Annotated in this window: 17 protein-coding genes; 7 read left to right on the top strand and 10 right to left on the bottom strand. The window is 73.5% G+C overall.

Features of this window, described 5'->3' with window-relative positions:
• Window positions 1-15 precede the first annotated feature (15 nt).
• Together OP18_RS18765 and OP18_RS18760 are read left to right on the top strand one after the other, a co-directional pair.
• Complete coding sequence (locus OP18_RS18765) at window positions 16-546, top strand: hypothetical protein (protein WP_052386933.1); 531 nt, start codon at window positions 16-18, stop codon at window positions 544-546.
• A 12-nt stretch (window positions 547-558) separates the two neighbouring features.
• Window positions 559-942: a VOC family protein gene (locus tag OP18_RS18760; RefSeq protein WP_033360241.1), complete on the top strand. Its 384-nt coding sequence runs from the start codon at window positions 559-561 to the stop codon at window positions 940-942.
• Window positions 943-990: 48 nt separating this feature from the next.
• Here the strand turns inward: OP18_RS18760 and OP18_RS18755 are convergent, their stop codons facing one another.
• From OP18_RS18755 to OP18_RS18730, 6 genes are all read right to left on the bottom strand, one after another.
• Window positions 991-1,842: an NAD-dependent epimerase/dehydratase family protein gene (locus tag OP18_RS18755; protein WP_033360240.1), complete on the bottom strand. Its 852-nt coding sequence runs from the start codon at window positions 1,840-1,842 to the stop codon at window positions 991-993.
• 131 nt (window positions 1,843-1,973) lie between these two features.
• A complete protein-coding gene (locus OP18_RS18750; RefSeq protein WP_425388633.1) occupies window positions 1,974-3,371 on the bottom strand; it encodes an RNA polymerase sigma factor in 1,398 nt (465 codons plus the stop codon).
• Window positions 3,344-3,763: a YciI family protein gene (locus OP18_RS18745; protein ID WP_033360239.1), complete on the bottom strand. Its 420-nt coding sequence runs from the start codon at window positions 3,761-3,763 to the stop codon at window positions 3,344-3,346. Before OP18_RS18745 ends, OP18_RS18750 begins: the two co-directional genes overlap by 28 nt.
• A 387-nt stretch (window positions 3,764-4,150) precedes the next feature.
• Complete coding sequence (locus OP18_RS18740) at window positions 4,151-6,118, bottom strand: ABC transporter ATP-binding protein (protein WP_033360238.1); 1,968 nt, start codon at window positions 6,116-6,118, stop codon at window positions 4,151-4,153.
• Window positions 6,119-6,292: 174 nt separating this feature from the next.
• Window positions 6,293-8,029, bottom strand: a complete 1,737-nt coding sequence (locus OP18_RS18735) for an ABC transporter ATP-binding protein (protein WP_033360237.1) — start codon at window positions 8,027-8,029, stop codon at window positions 6,293-6,295.
• Window positions 8,011-8,661 carry a TetR/AcrR family transcriptional regulator gene (locus tag OP18_RS18730; RefSeq protein WP_162189805.1) on the bottom strand — a complete coding sequence of 217 codons (651 nt, stop codon included), beginning with the start codon at window positions 8,659-8,661 and terminating at the stop codon, window positions 8,011-8,013. The genes OP18_RS18735 and OP18_RS18730 overlap by 19 nt, the downstream gene beginning before the upstream one ends.
• A 208-nt stretch (window positions 8,662-8,869) precedes the next feature.
• Between OP18_RS18730 and OP18_RS18725 the strand changes: the two genes are divergently transcribed.
• The 5 genes from OP18_RS18725 (at window position 8,870) to erm (ending at window position 13,987) form a co-directional block, all read left to right on the top strand.
• Window positions 8,870-10,063: a GAF domain-containing sensor histidine kinase gene (locus OP18_RS18725; protein ID WP_033360236.1), complete on the top strand. Its 1,194-nt coding sequence runs from the start codon at window positions 8,870-8,872 to the stop codon at window positions 10,061-10,063.
• Window positions 10,064-10,189: 126 nt separating this feature from the next.
• On the top strand, window positions 10,190-11,305 hold the full coding sequence (locus tag OP18_RS18720; RefSeq protein ID WP_033360235.1) for a lytic polysaccharide monooxygenase: 1,116 nt from the start codon (window positions 10,190-10,192) through the stop codon (window positions 11,303-11,305).
• Entirely contained in the window at window positions 11,302-12,036 is a 735-nt protein-coding gene (locus tag OP18_RS18715) for a hypothetical protein (protein WP_033360234.1), read from the top strand. The genes OP18_RS18720 and OP18_RS18715 overlap by 4 nt, the downstream gene beginning before the upstream one ends.
• Before the next feature lie 125 nt (window positions 12,037-12,161).
• Entirely contained in the window at window positions 12,162-12,908 is a 747-nt protein-coding gene (locus OP18_RS18710) for a class I SAM-dependent DNA methyltransferase (RefSeq protein WP_033360233.1), read from the top strand.
• 299 nt (window positions 12,909-13,207) lie between these two features.
• Window positions 13,208-13,987, top strand: coding sequence for an ErmE/ErmH/ErmO/ErmR family 23S rRNA (adenine(2058)-N(6))-methyltransferase (erm, locus tag OP18_RS18705; protein ID WP_033360232.1), 780 nt, complete (start codon window positions 13,208-13,210; stop codon window positions 13,985-13,987).
• 119 nt (window positions 13,988-14,106) lie between these two features.
• On the opposite strand, the gene crcB is transcribed toward erm, so the two are convergent.
• The 4 genes from crcB to OP18_RS18685 are packed head-to-tail and all read right to left on the bottom strand — an operon-like array spanning window position 14,107 to window position 17,253.
• Window positions 14,107-14,460, bottom strand: coding sequence for a fluoride efflux transporter CrcB (gene crcB, locus OP18_RS18700; RefSeq protein WP_033360231.1), 354 nt, complete (start codon window positions 14,458-14,460; stop codon window positions 14,107-14,109).
• On the bottom strand, window positions 14,457-14,849 hold the full coding sequence (locus OP18_RS18695; RefSeq protein WP_052386930.1) for a fluoride efflux transporter FluC: 393 nt from the start codon (window positions 14,847-14,849) through the stop codon (window positions 14,457-14,459). Before OP18_RS18695 ends, crcB begins: the two co-directional genes overlap by 4 nt.
• 51 nt (window positions 14,850-14,900) lie before the next feature.
• The gene (locus OP18_RS18690) at window positions 14,901-16,574 is read right to left on the bottom strand and encodes a hypothetical protein (RefSeq protein WP_052386929.1); all 1,674 of its coding nucleotides are present in this window, start codon (window positions 16,572-16,574) and stop codon (window positions 14,901-14,903) included.
• A gap of 52 nt (window positions 16,575-16,626) precedes the next feature.
• On the bottom strand, window positions 16,627-17,253 hold the full coding sequence (locus OP18_RS18685; RefSeq protein WP_033360230.1) for a hypothetical protein: 627 nt from the start codon (window positions 17,251-17,253) through the stop codon (window positions 16,627-16,629).
• Between the last annotated feature and the right edge of the window lie 35 nt (window positions 17,254-17,288).

Raw genomic sequence — 17,288 nt, 5'->3', positions numbered from 1 at the left:
GACGAGCTCGCTCGGATGTCCCCGGCCGAGCGGGCCGACCTGGCCCGGCGGCTGGCCCGGCTGCTACCGGCGCCGGCCGCCGACGCGCGGGCCCGGCGCCGGTTCGTCGTGGTGGTCGCGACCGCCAGCCTGCTCATGATCCCGTGGGTGGCGGCGCTGGCGTGGACGCTGCCGCCGCGGTACCTCGCTGGGCACTGGCGGGCCACCTGGGTGGGCTTCGACCTGGTCCTCGCCGCCGCCCTCGCCCTCACGGCGTGGGCGGCGGTGCGCCGCCGGCAGATCGTCGTGCTGACCGCGCTGGTCAGCGCCACCCTCCTGGCCTGCGACGCGTGGTTCGACCTCATGACGGCCGCCGGCCCGGACCGCTGGGTCAGCCTCGCCACGGCGGTGCTCCTCGAGCTACCCCTGGCCGTCTGGCTGTGCCACGTCTCGCACACCCTGGTCCGGCACAGCATGCGCCGGATGCTGACCCTGTCCGGCGAGACCGCCACGGACCTGCCGCTGCGGCGCATGCCGCTGTTCGGCGTCCCGCCGCGGCGCCGTTAGTACGGTGGCCACATGGCGACACACTGGACGCTCGGCTGCGACGCCGCCGACCCGCACGCCCTCGCCGCGTTCTGGGCGGCCGCCCTCGGCTACGTGCCCGAGCCCGGGTACGACGAACCGGACGGCGCCTCGATCGTCGACCCGGACGGGCGGGGCCCCGCGATCGGCTTCCTGCGCGTGCCGGAGGGCAAGACCGCGAAGAACCGGATGCACATCGACATCCGGGTGGCCGGCGAGCCGCCCTGGAACCTGCCGCAGCGGGCCCGGCTGATCCGGTCCCGGGCGGCCGAGCTGGTCGCCGCGGGCGCCACGCTCGTCGGCGAGGAGTCCTACGGTGACCAGCTCGGCCACATCGTCATGCGCGACCCGGAGGGCAACGAGTTCTGCGTCGCGTGAGCCGGTGGCCGGCGCTCTGCGGGGTCCCGCGTCGCGGGCGCCCGCGGGTCAGTGCGCGCGCAGCTCCTCGACCAGGGTCGGCCTGGTCGGGGTCCAGCCGAGTGAGCGCGCCTTCGCCGCGGTGGTCTGCTGGTCCAGCAGCAGCGCGTCGGCGAACCCGGCGCCGAGCCGGTCCCGCGACGCCTCGACACTCTCCGGCGCCACCCCGGCACCACCGGCGGCGGCCTCGCCGAGCTCGCGGACCGTCGGGTTCACCCCCGACGCGCCGATCACGTACCCCAGCCGCTCACCCCGCTCCACGACAGTGACGTACAGCGCGGCCACGTCCTCGACGTGGATCGTCGTCCAGTGCTGCGCGCCGTCGCCGACGAGCCGCACCCGGCCCTGCTCGTCGCGGGCGGCCCCGAACACGCCGGCCGGGATGCCGGCGCCGTGGCCGTACACGACGCCGGGCGCCACGATCGAGGCGACCAGGTCCGCGTCGAGCACCGCCTGCTCCACCCCCCGCCGCCACGCGGTCAGCGCCGGCGGCGCGAACGGCGAGTCCTCGGTGATGTCGGGGTTGTCGCCGTACACCCAGATGCCGCTGGTGTGCACGTACGGCTTGCCGGTGCCGGCCAGCGCCTCCACCGCCGCCGCGACGACCGCGCGGTCGAACTGCTCGCTGGTGCCGTCACCGGGCGCCGCCGTGTGCACCACCCCGTCGGCCGCGGCGAACAGCGGCGCCGTCCATGCGGTGTCGGTCAGGTCCCCCACGACCGCCTCCGCGCCCGCCTTGCGGACCTTCGCCGCCGCCTCCTCGCTGCGCACCGGCGCCGTGACGGCATGCCCCGCCGCGACGAGCTGCTGCAGCACCACGGATCCGATGTACCCGGTCCCACCGGTCAACACGATCTTCATGTCCCCGACGGTATGACCGTCAGGGCGCGCCGCGCAGCGTGACCAACACCGCCTCATCCTGCGGGAATGCAGCCCGAGGAGCCTATTCCCGCCCGCGCCGGCCGGGATCGTGATCCTGATGATCCGTCGCGTCAGGGCAGCGCGGCCGCCTTGCGCAGCAGGACGGCGCGTTCGCGGGCGTTGCGGCACAGCCGGGCGGCCAGCTCCAGCTCGGCCCGTGCCTCGGTGGTGCGGCCGAGCCGGGTCAGCAGCTCACCGCGGACGCCCGGCAGCAGGTGCGACCCCGGCAGCCGGTCCGTGGCCACCATCTCGTCGACGATCTCCAGCGCCCGCTGCGGCCCGCTCGCCATGGCCACGGCGACCGCCCGGTTCAGCTCGACGATGGGCGACGGCGTGACCCGACCGAGCGCCTCGTACAGCACCACGATGTTGTCCCAGTCCGTCTCGGCCACCGACAGCGCCGACGCGTGGCAGGCCGCGATCGCCGCCTGCAGCCCGTACGGGCCGAGCCCCTGCTTCGACGCGGCGCCGAGCGCGGCGAGCCCCCGCCGGATCGCCGAACGGTCCCACAGCCGCCGGTCCTGGTCCTCCAGCAGGACCGCCTCCCCGTCCGGCCCGGTGCGCGCCGGGAACCGCGCCGCGGTCAGCTCGAACAGGGCGAGCAGCCCGGACACCTCCGGCTCGCCCGGCAGCACCGCGGCCAGCATCCGGGCCAGCCGGATCGCCTCGGCCGCCAGGTCCGGCCGCAACAGGTCCTCCCCGGCCGTCGCCGTCGACCCCTCCGTGAAGATCACGTAGAGCACGCTGAGCACCCCGCCGAGCCGCTCCCGCCGCTGCTGCGCCGACGGCACCTCGAACGGCACCTTCGCCGCGGCGATCGTCTTCTTCGCCCGGGTGATCCGCGCCTGTACGGTCGGCACCGGCACCAGGAACGCCCGCGCGATCTCCTCGCTGCCCAGGCCGCCGACGGTCCGCAGCGTCAGCGCGACCCTGGCCTCGGGCGCCAGCACCGGGTGGCACGCCACGAACATGAGCGCGAGGATGTCGTCGTCGATGCGGTCCGGGTCCCACGGCAGCTCCTCCTGCCGCCCGGTCGGGGTGAGCGCCCCCGTGGCCGCCTCACCCTCAGCGAGCTGCCCGGCGAGCGCCGCGTACCGGTCGTCCCGCGCCGACCTGCGCCGGAAGCTGTCGATCGCCCGCCGCCGCGCCGTCGAGAGCAGCCAGCCGACCGGGTTGTCCGGGGCACCGTCGCGCGACCAGCCGACGAGCGCCTCGGCCACGGCCTCCTGCGCGACGTCCTCGGCCAGCTCGAAGTCCCCGGTGTACCGGGCGAGCGCCCCGACGATCCGCGCCGACTCGATCCGCCAGACCGCGTCGACGGCCCGCCGCGCCGCCTCACTGATGACCGGCGCGCCGGCCTCGGGCTCAGCGCCGGCCTCGGGCTCGGGTTTGTCGGGGGCGGGCGGGCCGCCGGTGGGCGGCCCGCCGCTGCCGGTCGCCGTCACAGCTGGCCGGTGCGCTCGCGCCACGCCCGCTCCTTGACGATCCACTCGTTGTCCTGCGGGAACTCGTCGATGCTCGGCACCCGCCGGACCTCGACCGCCGAGCCGACGACCGCGGGCAGCCGCTTGGCCCACTCCACGGCCTCCTCCTTCGAGGCGACCTCGAGCAGGTAGAAGCCGCCGAACAGCTCCTTGGTCTCCCCGTACGGCCCGTCGGTCACCACCGGCTTCTCACCGTCGAACCGCACCACCACGCCCTGCGACGGGTCCTCGAGCCCTTCGGCGGCGACGAGCACCCCGGCCCGGATCAGCTCCTCGTTGAACCGGCCGACCGTCTCCAGCATCTCCGCGAACGGCGTCTCCATCATCTTCGCCATCGTCTCGTCGGTGCCGCGCATGATGAGCATGTACTTCGCCATCGTCGTCTCTCCTCGTTCATCGGGGCCGCCGCTCGACCCTCTCACCCCAAGGTCGAACGACCCAGCGACCGATCGACACCCGCCCAGAATTTTCTCGCGATATTTTTCCGCGCGGTTGCCCGCCCTGGTGCGGAGCGGCAAACCCGCTGCTCAAGAGCCTTATCGACGGACCTGGCGTCCCGGCGGCCGGCCCGGAAGCACGCCACCCCGGACAACGAACCCCACCCGGACAGCGAGCCGCACCCGGACAACGAACCCCACGCCGGCCGCGAGCCGCACCCGGACAGCGAGCGGCACCCGGACGCCGGACGGCACCGGATGCGGAACCGCCCCGCGCCGGAGGCGTCCCGGCGCGGGGTGGGTCGGCTCGTGCCGGCGCGGGCGGGGTCAGTCGACCTCGACGGCCGCGGCGGCGAACTGGGCCGAGTACAGCCTCGCGTACGCACCGCCCGAGGCGAGCAGCGACTCGTGCGTCCCCTGCTCGACGATCGAGCCGTGCTCCATGACGAGGATCAGGTCGGCGTCGCGGATCGTGGAGAGGCGGTGCGCGATGACGAAGCTCGTCCGGCCGGCCCGCAGGCTGCTCATCGCGCGCTGGATGAGGACCTCGGTGCGGGTGTCGACGGAGCTGGTCGCCTCGTCGAGGATGAGGATCGTCGGCTCGGCCAGGAACGCCCGGGCGATCGTGATGAGCTGCTTCTCCCCGGCCGAGACTCCGGCACCCTCCTCGTCGATGACGGTGTCGTAACCCTCGGGCAGGGTGCGCACGAACCGGTCGGCGTGGGCCGTCTCGGCCGCCGCGACGATCTTGTCGCGGGTCGGGTGGTCGGCGCCGTAGGCGAGGTTCTCCGCGATCGTGCCCTGGAACAGCCACGTGTCCTGCAGGACCATGCCGATCTGTTCGCGCAGCTCGTCGCGGGTCATCGTGGCGATGTCGACGTCGTCGAGCAGGATCCGGCCGGCGGTCAGGTCGTAGAAGCGCATGACCAGGTTGACCAGGGTGGTCTTGCCGGCGCCGGTCGGGCCGACGATCGCGACCGTCTGCCCGGGCTCGACGGTGAGGTTGAGGTCCTCGATGAGCGGCTCGTCCGGCTTGTACCGGAACGACACGCCCTCGAAGGTGACCTTGCCCCGCACCTGTGCGGGCCGGGCCGGCTTCACCGGGTCCGGGGACTGCTCCTCGGCGTCGAGGAGCTGGAAGACCCGCTCGGCGGACGCGATCCCGGACTGCACCAGGTTGGCCATGCTCGCCACCTGCGTCAAGGGCTGGCTGAACTGCCGGGAGTACTGGATGAACGCCTGCACGTCACCGAGCGACAGCGACCCGGACGCCACGCGCAGGCCGCCGACGACGGCGACGAGCACGTAGTTGAGGTTGCCGATGAACATCATCGCCGGCTGGATGAGCCCGGAGATGAACTGCGCCCGGAAGGACGCGGCGTACAGCGCCTCGTTGTGCTCCTCGAACGTCTTCGCCGCCTCCGCCTGCCGGCCGAAGATCTTCACCACCGAGTGCCCGGTGAACATCTCCTCGATGTGGCCGTTGAGCTTGCCGGTGGTCGCCCACTGCCGGACGAACTGCGGCTGCGACCGCTTGCCGATGCGGGTCGTGACCCACACCGACACCGGCACCGTGACCAGGGCGATGATCGCCAGCAGCGGCGAGATCCAGAACATCACGCCGAGCACCGCGAAGATGGTCAGCAGGGAGGTGAGCAGCATGCTCATCGACTGCTGCAGGGTCATCGCGATGTTGTCGGTGTCGTTGGTGGCGCGGCTGAGGACCTCGCCGCGCGGCTGCTGGTCGAAGTAGCTCAGCGGCAGCCGCGACAGCTTCGCCGAGACCTGCTCGCGGAGCCGGTACACGGTGCGCTGCACGACGACCGTGGTGAGCCGCGCCTGCAGCAGCCCGAGGATCCAGGCGAAGAAGTAGATGAGGGCGACCCACAGCAGGACCCGCTCGAGGCGGTCGAAGTCGATGCCGCGCCCCGGCACGACGTGGTCCATGGCGGCGAGCATGTCGGCGTAGCGGTCCTGGCCGTTGGCCCGGGCCGCGGCGACCGCCGCGTCCTTGCTGATTCCGGGCGGCAGCTCCCGGCCGACGATGCCCTCGAAGATGACGTCGGTGGCCTTGCCGAGCAGCTTCGGGCCGATGACGGACAGCACGACGCTGCCGATGCCGAAGACCAGCACCGCCGCGACGAGCAGCTTGTCGGGGGCGAGCATCCGCAGCAGCCGCTTGGACGAGCCCTTGAAGTCCTCGAGCTTCGCCGGCGGCCCGCCGGCACCCATCATCATCCTGCCCGGCCCGAACGCGGGCGGTGCCGGCCTCGCCCCACCACCAGGTCTGGTCATGCCGTCACCTCCGCTGCGCTCCGGCGCCGCCCTGACCTCGAAACGGCGCCCATGATGCCCAGCCCTCCGCTGCGCTCCGGTCCGGTCATGCCGTCACCTCCGCTGCGCTCCGGCGCCGCCCTGACCTCGAAACCGCGCCCATGATGCCCAGCCCTCCGCTGCGCTCCGGTCCGGTCATGCCGCTGCCTCCTGCTCGGTGAGCTGGGACAGCACGATCTCGCGGTAGGTCGCGTTGGTGTCCATCAGCTCGATGTGGGTGCCGGTGCCGACCACGCGGCCCTCGTCGAGCACGACGATGGTCTGCGCGTCGCGGATCGTGCTGACCCGCTGCGCGACGATGACCACGGTCGCGTCGGCGATCTCGGTGCGCAGCGCGTCGCGCAGCGCGGCGTCGGTGGCGTAGTCCAGGGCGGAGAACGAGTCGTCGAAGAGATACACCTCGGGACGGGCGACGAGCGTCCTGGCGATCGCCAGGCGCTGCCGCTGCCCGCCGGAGACGTTGGTGCCGCCCTGCGCGATCGGCGCGTCCAGGGCCTCGGGCATCGCCCGCACGAAGTCGGCGGCCTGCGCGACCTCCAGGGCCCGCCACAGCTCGGCGTCGGTCGCGTCGGGCCGGCCGTAGCGCAGGTTGGACGCGACGGTGCCGGAGAACAGGTACGGCTTCTGCGGCACCATGCTCACCGTCGCCGACAGCAGCGCCGGGTCGATGTGGCGCACGTCGACGCCGTCGACCAGGACGGTGCCGGCGGTGGCGTCCATCAGCCGGGGCACCAGGTTGAGCAGGGTGGTCTTGCCGGCGCCGGTGCTGCCGATGATGGCGGTCGTCTCGCCCGGCCGGGCGGTGAGATCGATGCCGCTGATGACCGGCGACTCCGCGCCCGGGTAGCGGAACTCGACGCCGCGCAGCTCCAGCTCGCCGTGCCGGGGCAGGTCAGTGACCGCCTTCGCCGGCGGCACGACGCTGGACTCGGTGGTCAGGACCTCCTGGATGCGCTCGGCGCACACCTCGGCCCGGGGGATCATGACGAACATGAACGTGGCCATCATGACGGCCATCAGGATCTGCATGAGGTAGCTCAGGAACGCCGTGAGCGCCCCGATCTGCATGCCGCCGCTGTCGATGCGGTGCGCGCCGAACCAGAGCACGAGGATGCTGGAGGCGTTGACGACCAGCATCACGGTCGGGAACATCAGCGACATGAGCCGGCCGACGGCCAGCGACACGTCGCGCAGGTCGCCGTTGGTCTTGGCGAAGCGGACCCGCTCGTGCTCGTCGCGCACGAAGGCACGGATGACCCTGATGCCGCTGATCTGCTCGCGGATGACCCGGTTGACCAGGTCGATGCGCTCCTGCATGAGACGGAACAGCGGCCGCATCCGCACCACGATGACGGAGATGACGCCGATGAGGATCGGCACGACGACCAGCAGCAGCGCCGACAGCGGCACGTCCTGCACGAGGGCGAGGATGATGCCCCCGACGCACATGATCGGCGCGGACACCATGAGCGTGAACGTCATCAGCACCAGCATCTGGACCTGCTGGATGTCGTTGGTGGTGCGGGTGATCAGCGACGGCGCGCCGAAGTGCCCGACCTCCCGCGCCGAGAGCCGCTGGACCTTGTCGAAGATGCCGGCGCGCACGTCGCGGCCGAGCGCCATCGCGGTGCGGGCGCCGAAGTAGACCGCGGCCGCTGAGCACACGATCTGCAGTGCGGTGACGGCGAGCATCCAGCCGCCGATGCGCATGATGTAGCCGGTGTCGCCGGTGACGACGCCGCCGTCGATGATGTCGGCGTTAAGGGTCGGCAGGTAGAGCGTCGCGAGGGTCTGCACCAGTTGCAGCAGCACAACCAGCGCGATCGGCCGTCTGTAGGGCCGTAGGTAGGTCTTCAGGAGTTGGATGAGCATCGGCAGGCGTCTCCCCCGGTGATGTCGGTCGGGCGCACCAGCAGCCCGTCGAGCAGGACGGCGACCACGCCGTCGGCATCGAGCGCGTCAGGCTCGGCCAGCTCGGGCCGGACCGACGCGATGACCAGCAGCACGAGCATGTTGGCGGTGCTGGCGGGGCTGCGTCGCAGCAGCGCCCGGTCCGGCTCGATGAGCGCCGCCACCGCCTCGACCAGCCGCCTGCGGCCCTCCATCAGCTGCTCCACCTGCCGCCGGCCGGTCTCCATCGGCAGCGTGCGGGCGACCATCATCAGCTGGATGTTGCCCTCGAAGCGGCGCAGCAGGATCGCCGCGGCGTCACGCATGCGCTCCCGCAGGGGTGCCTGCGGGTCGATCGCGCTGAGCTGGCGCAGCACCGCCTCCTGGTCGAAGGCGGTGCCGAGCGCGGCGAGGATCAGCGACGCCTTGTCGGGGAAGACGCCGAAGATGGTGCCCTCGGCGACCCCCGCGGCCTCGGCGATCTGCTTGGTGGTCACCGCCGCGCCGTGGGTGCGCAGCAGTGGGATGGTCGCGGCGATGATCGTCGCCCGCCGCTCGTCCGGCGACAGCGCGGGGACGCGCCGGCGGCGGGTCTGCACGGGCTGCTGGTTCACGACGGCCACCTTACTGAGCGAGCACTCACTCGGACAAGCGATTAACGCGGAAGCGCCACGACGAGGCAACGGAACAGATCAGAACCACACCCTAAGCACACCCACCGACACTTCCCGCGGCCCGCTACCGCACGGCAACCCTGTGTCATTCCCGCAGGCACCTGCCGGTGCCGAAGCTGATGGGGCACCGGCGAGCCAGGGAGACGAGATGACGAGACCCGCGCAGGACGAGGACGCCCGTCTCGCCGCCGTGCACAGCTACCGCGTCCTCGACCAGCCCCGCCCGGCGGCCCTCGACGAGCTGACCCGCCTCGCCGCGTCGATCTTCGACACGCCGATGTCCGCGGTGTCCATTGTCGACCGGGACCGGCAGTGGTTCGCCGGCAACACCGGTTTCGCCGACGACGAGACCCCGCACGACGTCTCCTTCTGCGCCAGCACGGTCGCCCGGCGCCGACAGCTCGTCGTGCCCGACGCCCGGCTGGACCCGCGGTTCAGCACGTACCGCAACGTCACCGGCGAGCCGCACGTGCGCTTCTACGCCGGCTCGCCGCTGCTGGACGAGGACGGCCACGCGCTCGGCGCCCTCTGCGTCGTCGACAGCCGCCCCGGCGACCTCGGCCCCCGCCAGCGCGAGGCCCTGGACACCCTCGCCGCGCAGGCCGTCGGGCACCTGACGCTGCGGCGCACCCAGCTGCTGCTCACCGAGCTCGGCGAGGAGCTGGCCCGGGCCGCCCAGCGCGAGGAGGACCTGATCGCGACCGTCTCGCACGAGCTGCGCACCCCGGTCGCGGCGATCCAGGGGTACCTGGAGCTGCTGGCCGGGGAGGAGCTGCCGGCCGGGTACGACCGCTTCGTGGAGCCGATCCAGCGCAACGGCGAGCGGCTCGTCCGCATGGTCGACCACCTGCTGACCGGGGCCCGGCCGGCGCACGCTCCGGGCGAGCCGCACCGCACCCAGGTCGACCTGACGGTCGTCGCGGAGGCGGCCCGGCGGGCCTGCGGCGACCTCGCCGAGCGGCGCGGGGTCGACCTGTCCGCACTGCCCGCACCCCGGCAGGTCGTGGTCCGCGCCGACATCACCCAGCTGACCCACGCGGTGCAGCAGCTGGTGCGCAACGCGGTGCTGTTCACCCCGGCCGGCGGCGCCGTCACCGTCTCCGTGGCCGCCGGGCCGGCGCCGGCCGTCGAGGTCGCCGACACCGGCGTGGGCGTACCCGCCGACGAGCTGCCGTACGTGTTCCAGCGCTTCTACCGTGGCCGGCACGCCCGCCAGGAGGCCGTCCCGGGCGTCGGGCTGGGCCTGCACATCGCCCGGCAGGCGGCGACCGCGCACGGCGGCACGGTCACCCTCACCTCCGGCGCGGGAGGCACCACCGCCCGCCTGTCGATCAACGCATGACCCTGACGTGGAACTTTCACGGACCGGGCCTGATCCCGCCGCCCGTGTGACGTCGATGCTTGCCAATGGCCGCACCGCACGCGAACACTGCGCCTACCTCGTGTGAGGAGGAGCACATTGCGCCCTGTGTGGAGCGTCTTAACGGCTTTCGCCGTCGGCGCCGTCGCGGTCCTCGTGGTCCCCGCCGCCCCGGCGGCGGCCCACGGCGTCGCGATGGTCCCCGGCAGCCGCACCTACCTGTGCTACGTGGACGGCCTGCGCCCCACCGGCGAGATCGCCCCGAGCAACCCGGCCTGCGCCGACGCCGTCGCGCAGGGCGGGCAGCAGCCGCTGTACGACTGGTTCGGCGTGCTGCGCTCCGACGCCGGCGGCCGCACCACCGGCTACATCCCAGACGGCCAGATCTGCGGGGCGGGCACGACGAAGTACGCCGCGTACAACGCCGCCCGCACCGACTGGCCGACCACCCACCTGACCGCCGGCTCGACGATCCAGATGCGTTACAGCAACTGGGCCGCCCACCCCGGCACGTTCCACCTGTACGTCACCCGCAACGGCTGGAGCCCCACCACGCCCCTGGCGTGGGGTGACCTGGAGCCGTTCTGGAGCGTGACCGACCCGCCGCAGTCCGGCCCGGCCGGCAGCCTGAACTACTACTCGTTCAACGCCACCCTGCCCTCGGGCAAGAGCGGCCGGCACATGCTGTTCATCCAGTGGGTGCGCTCCGACAGCCAGGAGAACTTCTTCAGCTGCTCCGACATCGTCTTCGACGGCGGCAACGGCGAGGTGACCGGCATCGGCGGCACCCCGTCCTCGCCGTCACCGTCGGTGTCGACCTCCCCGTCGCGCTCGACGTCACCGTCGGCGTCGGCGTCCGTGTCGCGGTCCCCGTCGCGCTCGGCGTCGTCCTCGCCGGGACCGTCCGGCGGGTCGGGCGGCTGCACCGCGACCTGGCGGATCGTGCCGAGCTCGTGGGCCGGGCACTTCCAGGCCGAGGTCACCGTCCGCAACAGCGGATCGACCAGCCTGAACGGGTGGACCGTGCGCTGGTCGTACCAGAACGGGCAGGGCTTCGAAGGGTCACCGTGGAACGGCACCCTGGTCGCGCAGCCACCGAACCCCGCGGTGAGCAACGTCGACTGGAACAGGGTGCTGGCCGCCGGCGCGACCACGTCGTTCGGCTTCAACGCCACCGGCACCGCCCCGGCGACCGCCCCGACGCTGAGCTGCACCAGCCCATGATCAAGTCCCCGTTGTTGCGGCTGCTGACCGGTGTGGCGGCGGTGGCGTTGGTACTGGTGGGCCTCGTCATCGCCACCACCCGGACGGGCAAGCCGGATGCCCCCGCCGAGAAGGAGCCGGTGCACAGCGTCACCGGCGCCCTCGACGGCCGGCAGGCGGCCACGCTGGAGGTGATCACCGGCGCCGAGTCGGTGATCATCCACAGCGAGCCGATGGAGGGGTACCTGTACCGCGCCTCCACCCTGCCCGGCAGCCGCGTCGAACCCGCCGCCGCGGTCGAGGGCGACGTGGTCCGGCTCAGCCTGAACGGCACCGAGATCGCCGGTCAGGCCACGGTGCACGTGTACCTCAACTCGACCGTGCGCTGGCAGCTCAAGCTCGCCGGTGGCGGCCTGCGCCAGGTCGTCGACTTCGCCTCGGGCCGCCTCGCCGGCGTGGACGTGGTCGCCGGCGTGCAGGAGCTCGAGGTGACCGTGCCCAAGCCCGAGGGTGAGCTGCCGATCCGCGTCGGCGGCGTCGGCAAGCTGCTCGTGCACGCCCCGGCCGGCCCGCCGGCCCAGCTGACCCTCGGCGCGTCGAGCACCGTCGGCAAGGCCACCCTGGACACCTCGGCCAAGCAGAACCTGGCCGGCGGCACCGTCCTGGCGCTGCCCGGCTGGCAGCAGGCGGCGGACCGGTACACCCTGCGCGTGGACGGCGGCGCCGCCGAGGTCCTGCTCGACCGCCGCTGACCAGCGCCGCACCGCGATGTGGGGCGGGAGCCCAACTTCCCGCCCCACTTCCGGCGAACCGGACACCCAAAGGGGACTCGCGCCCCGCGGACACCGAAATCGGGCGGCCGTTATAGGGTCCGGCGATGATCGATCAGGACGGCTATTTCGGGGAACGGGTCGCGGCCCGCTACGACGAGTCGTCGCGGGAGATGGCCGACCCGGCGGTCGTGGAGCCCGCCGTCGACACCCTCGCGCAGCTCGCCGACGGCGGACGGGCCCTCGAGCTCGGCATCGGCACCGGCCGCATCGCGCTGCCGCTGGCGGCCCGGGGCGTGCCCGTGCACGGCATCGACCTGTCCAGGGCGATGGTGGCGCGGCTGCGCGAGAAGCCCGGCGGCGACGCGATCGGCGTCACCATCGGTGACTTCGCCAGCACCCGCGTCGACGCGTCGTTCTCCCTCGCGTACATCGTCTTCAACACGATCATGAACCTGACGACGCAGGCCGCGCAGGTCGCGTGCTTCCGCAACGTCGCGGCGCACCTGCAGCCCGGCGGCCGGTTCGTGGTCGAGGTGATGATGCCGGACCTGCGCCGGCTGCCACCCGGCCAGGACGTCGTGCCGTTCCACGTGAGCGAGACGCGCTGGGCCTACGACCTGTACGACGTCGCCACCCAGTCGATGAGCTCCAACTACGTCGAGGTGGTCGGCGGCCGCGGCGGCTTCCGCTCGATCCCGTTCCGCTACGTGTGGCCCGCCGAGCTGGACCTGATGGCGCAGCTGGCCGGCCTGCACCTGCAGCATCGCTGGGCGGGCTGGCAGCGCGAGCCGTTCACCAGCGACAGCGCCCAGCACGTGTCGGTGTGGGAGAAGCCGGTCCTGCCCGACTGAGCGGAAAATCGGGTGCCGCGGGCGGCGCGGTCGGCTACGGTGCGGCGATGACCATGACGCATGCCCTCACCGCGCCGGCGGCGATGCCGGCCGCGCGCCTGCGCATCCGGCGTCGCGCCCTGGTCCGCCAGGTCTGACGCCCGTCACCGGTCCCGCCACGCGGGCCGGCCCGTAGCACCGGGGCGTCACCACCCGCGCCGCGCCAGGGCCCTCCGAGTCCTTTTCGGAAACGGACGGGCCGCGATGCCGCCTGTCCGTGTTTCACCGCCCATCCCGTGGCGGCAGACGGGACCCCGGTCATGGCGCCATCCGCCCGCAAGCCCGCTCATGTCAGAAGCCGTCGCGTGTACGGCCAGAACCTGCTCACCTCGCCAGGCGCCGTCCGCCGGCTGGTCGACGCCGCGGAGCTCGACCCCGCCGGAGTCGTCGTGGAGGTCGGCGCCGGACGCGGCCACCTCACCACGGCCCTCGCCCGGCGGTGCCGGCGGGTCGTCGCCTACGAGGTCGACCCAGACCTCGCCGCCGCGCTGCCGGCCCACCCGAACGTCACCGTCCGGGTCACGGACTTCCTGGCCGCGGTGCCACCGCCGGAGCCGTTCGCGGTCGTCGGCAACATCCCGTACGCGCTGACCTCCGCCGTCGTCGACTGGTGCCTGCACGCGCCGGGCCTGACCGGGGCGACGCTGCTCACGCAGCTGGAGTACGCGCGGAAGCGCACCGGCGACTACGGACGCTGGAGCCGGCTCACGATCGCGACGTGGCCGTGGTGGCAGTGGCGGCTCGCCGGGCGGGTGCCGCGGGAGGCGTTCCGGCCGGTGCCCCGCGTCGACGGCGGCATCCTGCGGCTGACCCGCCGCCCGGTGCCGCTCGCGCCGGCGCGCGGCTACGCGGCGTTCGTCGAGCTCGGGTTCGGCGGGGCCGGCGGGTCGCTGCACGCGTCGCTGTGCCGCCGGTTCGACCCGCGCCGCGTGTCGGCGGCGTTCCGGGCGCTGCGGCTGAGCCCGGACACCCCGGTCGGCCTGGTCTGGCCGGAGCAGTGGCTGACCCTGTTCCGCCTGCTCACCGCCCGGTCCCGATGAACGTCCAGGCCGGCGCAGCGCCACGGCACAGGCCGGCGCAGCGCCACGGCACAGGCCGGCGCAGCGCCACGGCACAGGCCGGCGCAGCGCCACGGCACGGGCGGGTCAGCGCCGCCGGGTCAGGTCAGCGCGCGGGCGGTGGCGAAGCCGGTCGCGGCGGCGGCCAGGCCCAGCGCCAGGCTCGCCGTCGCGTAGAGCGCGGCCCGGCGCGCCCGGCCCGCCTCGACCAGCATCAGCGTCTCCAGGCTGAACGTGCTGTACGTGGTCAGCGCCCCGCAGAACCCGGTGCCGACCAGCGTCTTCACGGTCGCCGGCAGCGCGTCGCCGGCGCCGATCAGGACGCCGAGCAGGGCGCTGCCGGCCACGTTCACGATGAAGGTGCCGAGCGGCGCGCGGTCCTTGAGCGCCCGGTCGGCCAGGTAGCGGACCGGCGCCCCGACGGCCCCGCCGAGCAGCACCAGCAGCAGCGTCACGTGGTCCGCCCGGTCAGCCGGCGGGTCGCGGAGACTCCGAGCGTCACCGCGGCCACCGCCATGATCAGGGTCCCGGCCGCGTACGCGGCGGCGGTCCAGACCGCGCCCCGCTCGGCGAGGACGACCGCGTCGACCCCGAAGGTGGAGAACGTCGTGAACCCGCCGAGCACCCCGGCGCCGAGCAGCGGCCGCAGCAGCGGGTGCCGCCCGTCGACGAGCACGACGAGGACCCCGATGAGCAGACAGCCGACCGCGTTGACGGCCAGCGTCGACCACGGCACGCCGGTGCCGGCGTCGTGCGGCAGCAGCTGCGCCACCCCGAAGCGCGCGGCGCTGCCGACGGACCCGCCCACGGCGACGGCGGCGAGGACTCCGCGGGGCTCGGACACCGGCCCAGCGTAGTCCCCGGGGCATGACGCCCGATGACGGGCGCCGGGCGTTCAGCCGGTGTCGGGCATCCTCGTGACGATGGTGAACCCGCCGCCGGGGACGATCGCGCGGATGCGGCCGGCCGACGACGTGTAGTGCTCCAGCTCCTCGCCGGCGGGGTCGTTGACGGTCACGGTCGCGGTGCCCTCGGTGGTGCCGGTCGGGCCGCCGAGGTCGACGTCGCAGACGCGGGTGCTGGTCGCGACGCTGCGCAGCAGCGTCACCCGCGCGCCGGTGCGCGGGTCGCGCAGCGACAGGCAGTGCAGCTCGGAGTCCTGGCGGCAGTCGCCGGCGCCGTCGTCGAGGTCGGCCTCGGCGACCCGCGCGACCGCGGCCGCGTGCGGGTCGGCGTCCAGGGCCAGCATGGCGAGCAGCCCGTGGATGGTGGACTCGGCGCCCGCGTCGCGGTGCACGACGCCCCGCCGGCCGGGCTGCTGGGACGCGGCGTCGGGGACGGTGTCGGGGATGTCGACGCCGTCGTACGTGCGCCCGGTCGCCGGGTCGTACATGGGCATGCCCGCCGGGTTGTTGCCGAAGAACCAGGACCCGGCGATCCCGGCCAGCGTCGACAGCGCCGGCCGGCCGGTGACCCTGGCCGTGGTCAGCAGCGACTCGACGCGGGACTGGGCGCCGTAGGACAGCTGCACCCCGTCGAGCGTGAGCGCCTCGCGGGCGCCGGGCACCGCGACCCGCAGGTTGTCCGGGCCGCCCTGCACGAGCAGGTGCGGGGTGAACGACGCCGCGTCGGCCAGGGCCGCGTCCCGGGCCGCCAGGTCACCGGCGACCTCGTAGACGCGGGCCAGCCCGGCCGGTGCCAGCCCGGCCCAGGCGTGCCAGGCGCTGCGCGACAGCGCGCACGGCAGGACCGCGCCGAACGGCCACGTCCACGGGGTGCCGGTCCGCATCGCCGTGACGCCCTCCGCGAGCTGCTCCACCAGCTTGCGTGCGTCGTCGTCGCCGCTGCAGCCGGTGTACGCGCACAGGCCGAGCAGCGCCTCGCCGGTGAGGTCGGCACCGTCGCCGATCAGCCACGCCGGGGTGGCCGACTCCTCGACGACGCGCCATTGGCCGTACCGTGGCAGGACCTGACGGCGGATGGCGGCGATCGCGAGCCGGAGCCGCCGCCGCAGGAACGCCGGGAAGTCGGTCTCGCCCCGCGGGTCGGCGCTGAACGCGGCGTAGCCCTCGCCGAGCGCCCACACGGTGCGGGCCAGCCACGCCGACTCGCCGCTGTCGGACGGGTCCGGGGTCTCGGCGGGGACGCCGCTGCGGTTGAGGGTGCCGTCGGGCTGCTGCCACAGCACCACGTTGCCGTGCGAGGGGTCGGCCGGGTCGTCGTCGGGCGTGTCGCCCCAGACGGTCTGCAGGTAGCACAGGCCGCGCAGCAGCTGCCGCGCCGCGGCCCGGCTGGTGTCGGCGCCGGTGGCGCGCCAGTGCCGCAGGTAGACCACCGCGGCGCGGGCGATGTCGTCGGCGTTGAACGCGCCCTGGGTGTAGTGGCCGGTGTCGGGGTCGACGGGCCCGCCGCCGACCGGGAGATAGCTGCCGTCCGGCAGCCGCTCGGCGTAGGTCCACACCACCTCGACCGACGGCTCCTCCACCAGCCGGTACGTGGTGTGCCCGGGCTGCGGCGGCGGGGTGATGCGGACCCGTAACGAGTCCAGATGCGCAAGGTTCGTCAGCACGCCGGCCGACCTACCCGACAAATCGGCCCTTATGCCACGAACCTGAGTGCAGTCAGCGGAACGCCAGCCGGGCCTGCCGGCTCGGCTCCAGCACCACGACCTTGTACGGGCACACCCGGTCGGTGATCGCCGCGTACGCCTCGATCGCCCGGTGCGCGGCGTCCCACGCCTGGTCGACCGGCGGGACCCCCTTGCCCTTGTTGCGGAACAGCGCACCGTAGAACGCCGAGCAGAACACGGTGCTCTCGTGCCAGCCGACCAGCGCGGACGCGCCGATGTACACGATCTCGCCGTGCAGGCAGTTGCGCAGCGCCCGCTGCCAGGCGCCGATGCCGGTCTTGCACCCGTCGGCGAGCACGGTGCTGGCGTTGAGCCCGTGCCCGCGGTCGCTGGCGTAGTCGCTGATCGCCTCGAGGGTGATCGCGGTCTTACCGTCGGTGCTGCTGAACATGGGGGTCTCGCCGTGGTCGCCGTGCGCCATCACGTGCAGCACGTCGCACTCGGCGGTGAACGCGGCCAGGACCGTGTCGAGGTCCCGGGACCGCACGAAGTCGATGTCGGCGATCGGCTCCGGCAGCCCGGCGTTGATGCTCTGCAGCGTCGACTGCACGAACGCCATCGACGCGTCGAACGACTGGTCCAGGCCGATGTCGAGCAGGCTCACCCGCCGGTTGCGCATTGCCGCAGCCCCCCGTCCGCCGAAACGCTGCGCCG

It is taken from the genome of Dactylosporangium aurantiacum, from assembly GCF_000716715.1.
GTDB classification, from domain to species: domain Bacteria; phylum Actinomycetota; class Actinomycetes; order Mycobacteriales; family Micromonosporaceae; genus Dactylosporangium; species Dactylosporangium aurantiacum.
This window is presented reverse-complemented; position numbering and strand designations above follow the sequence as displayed.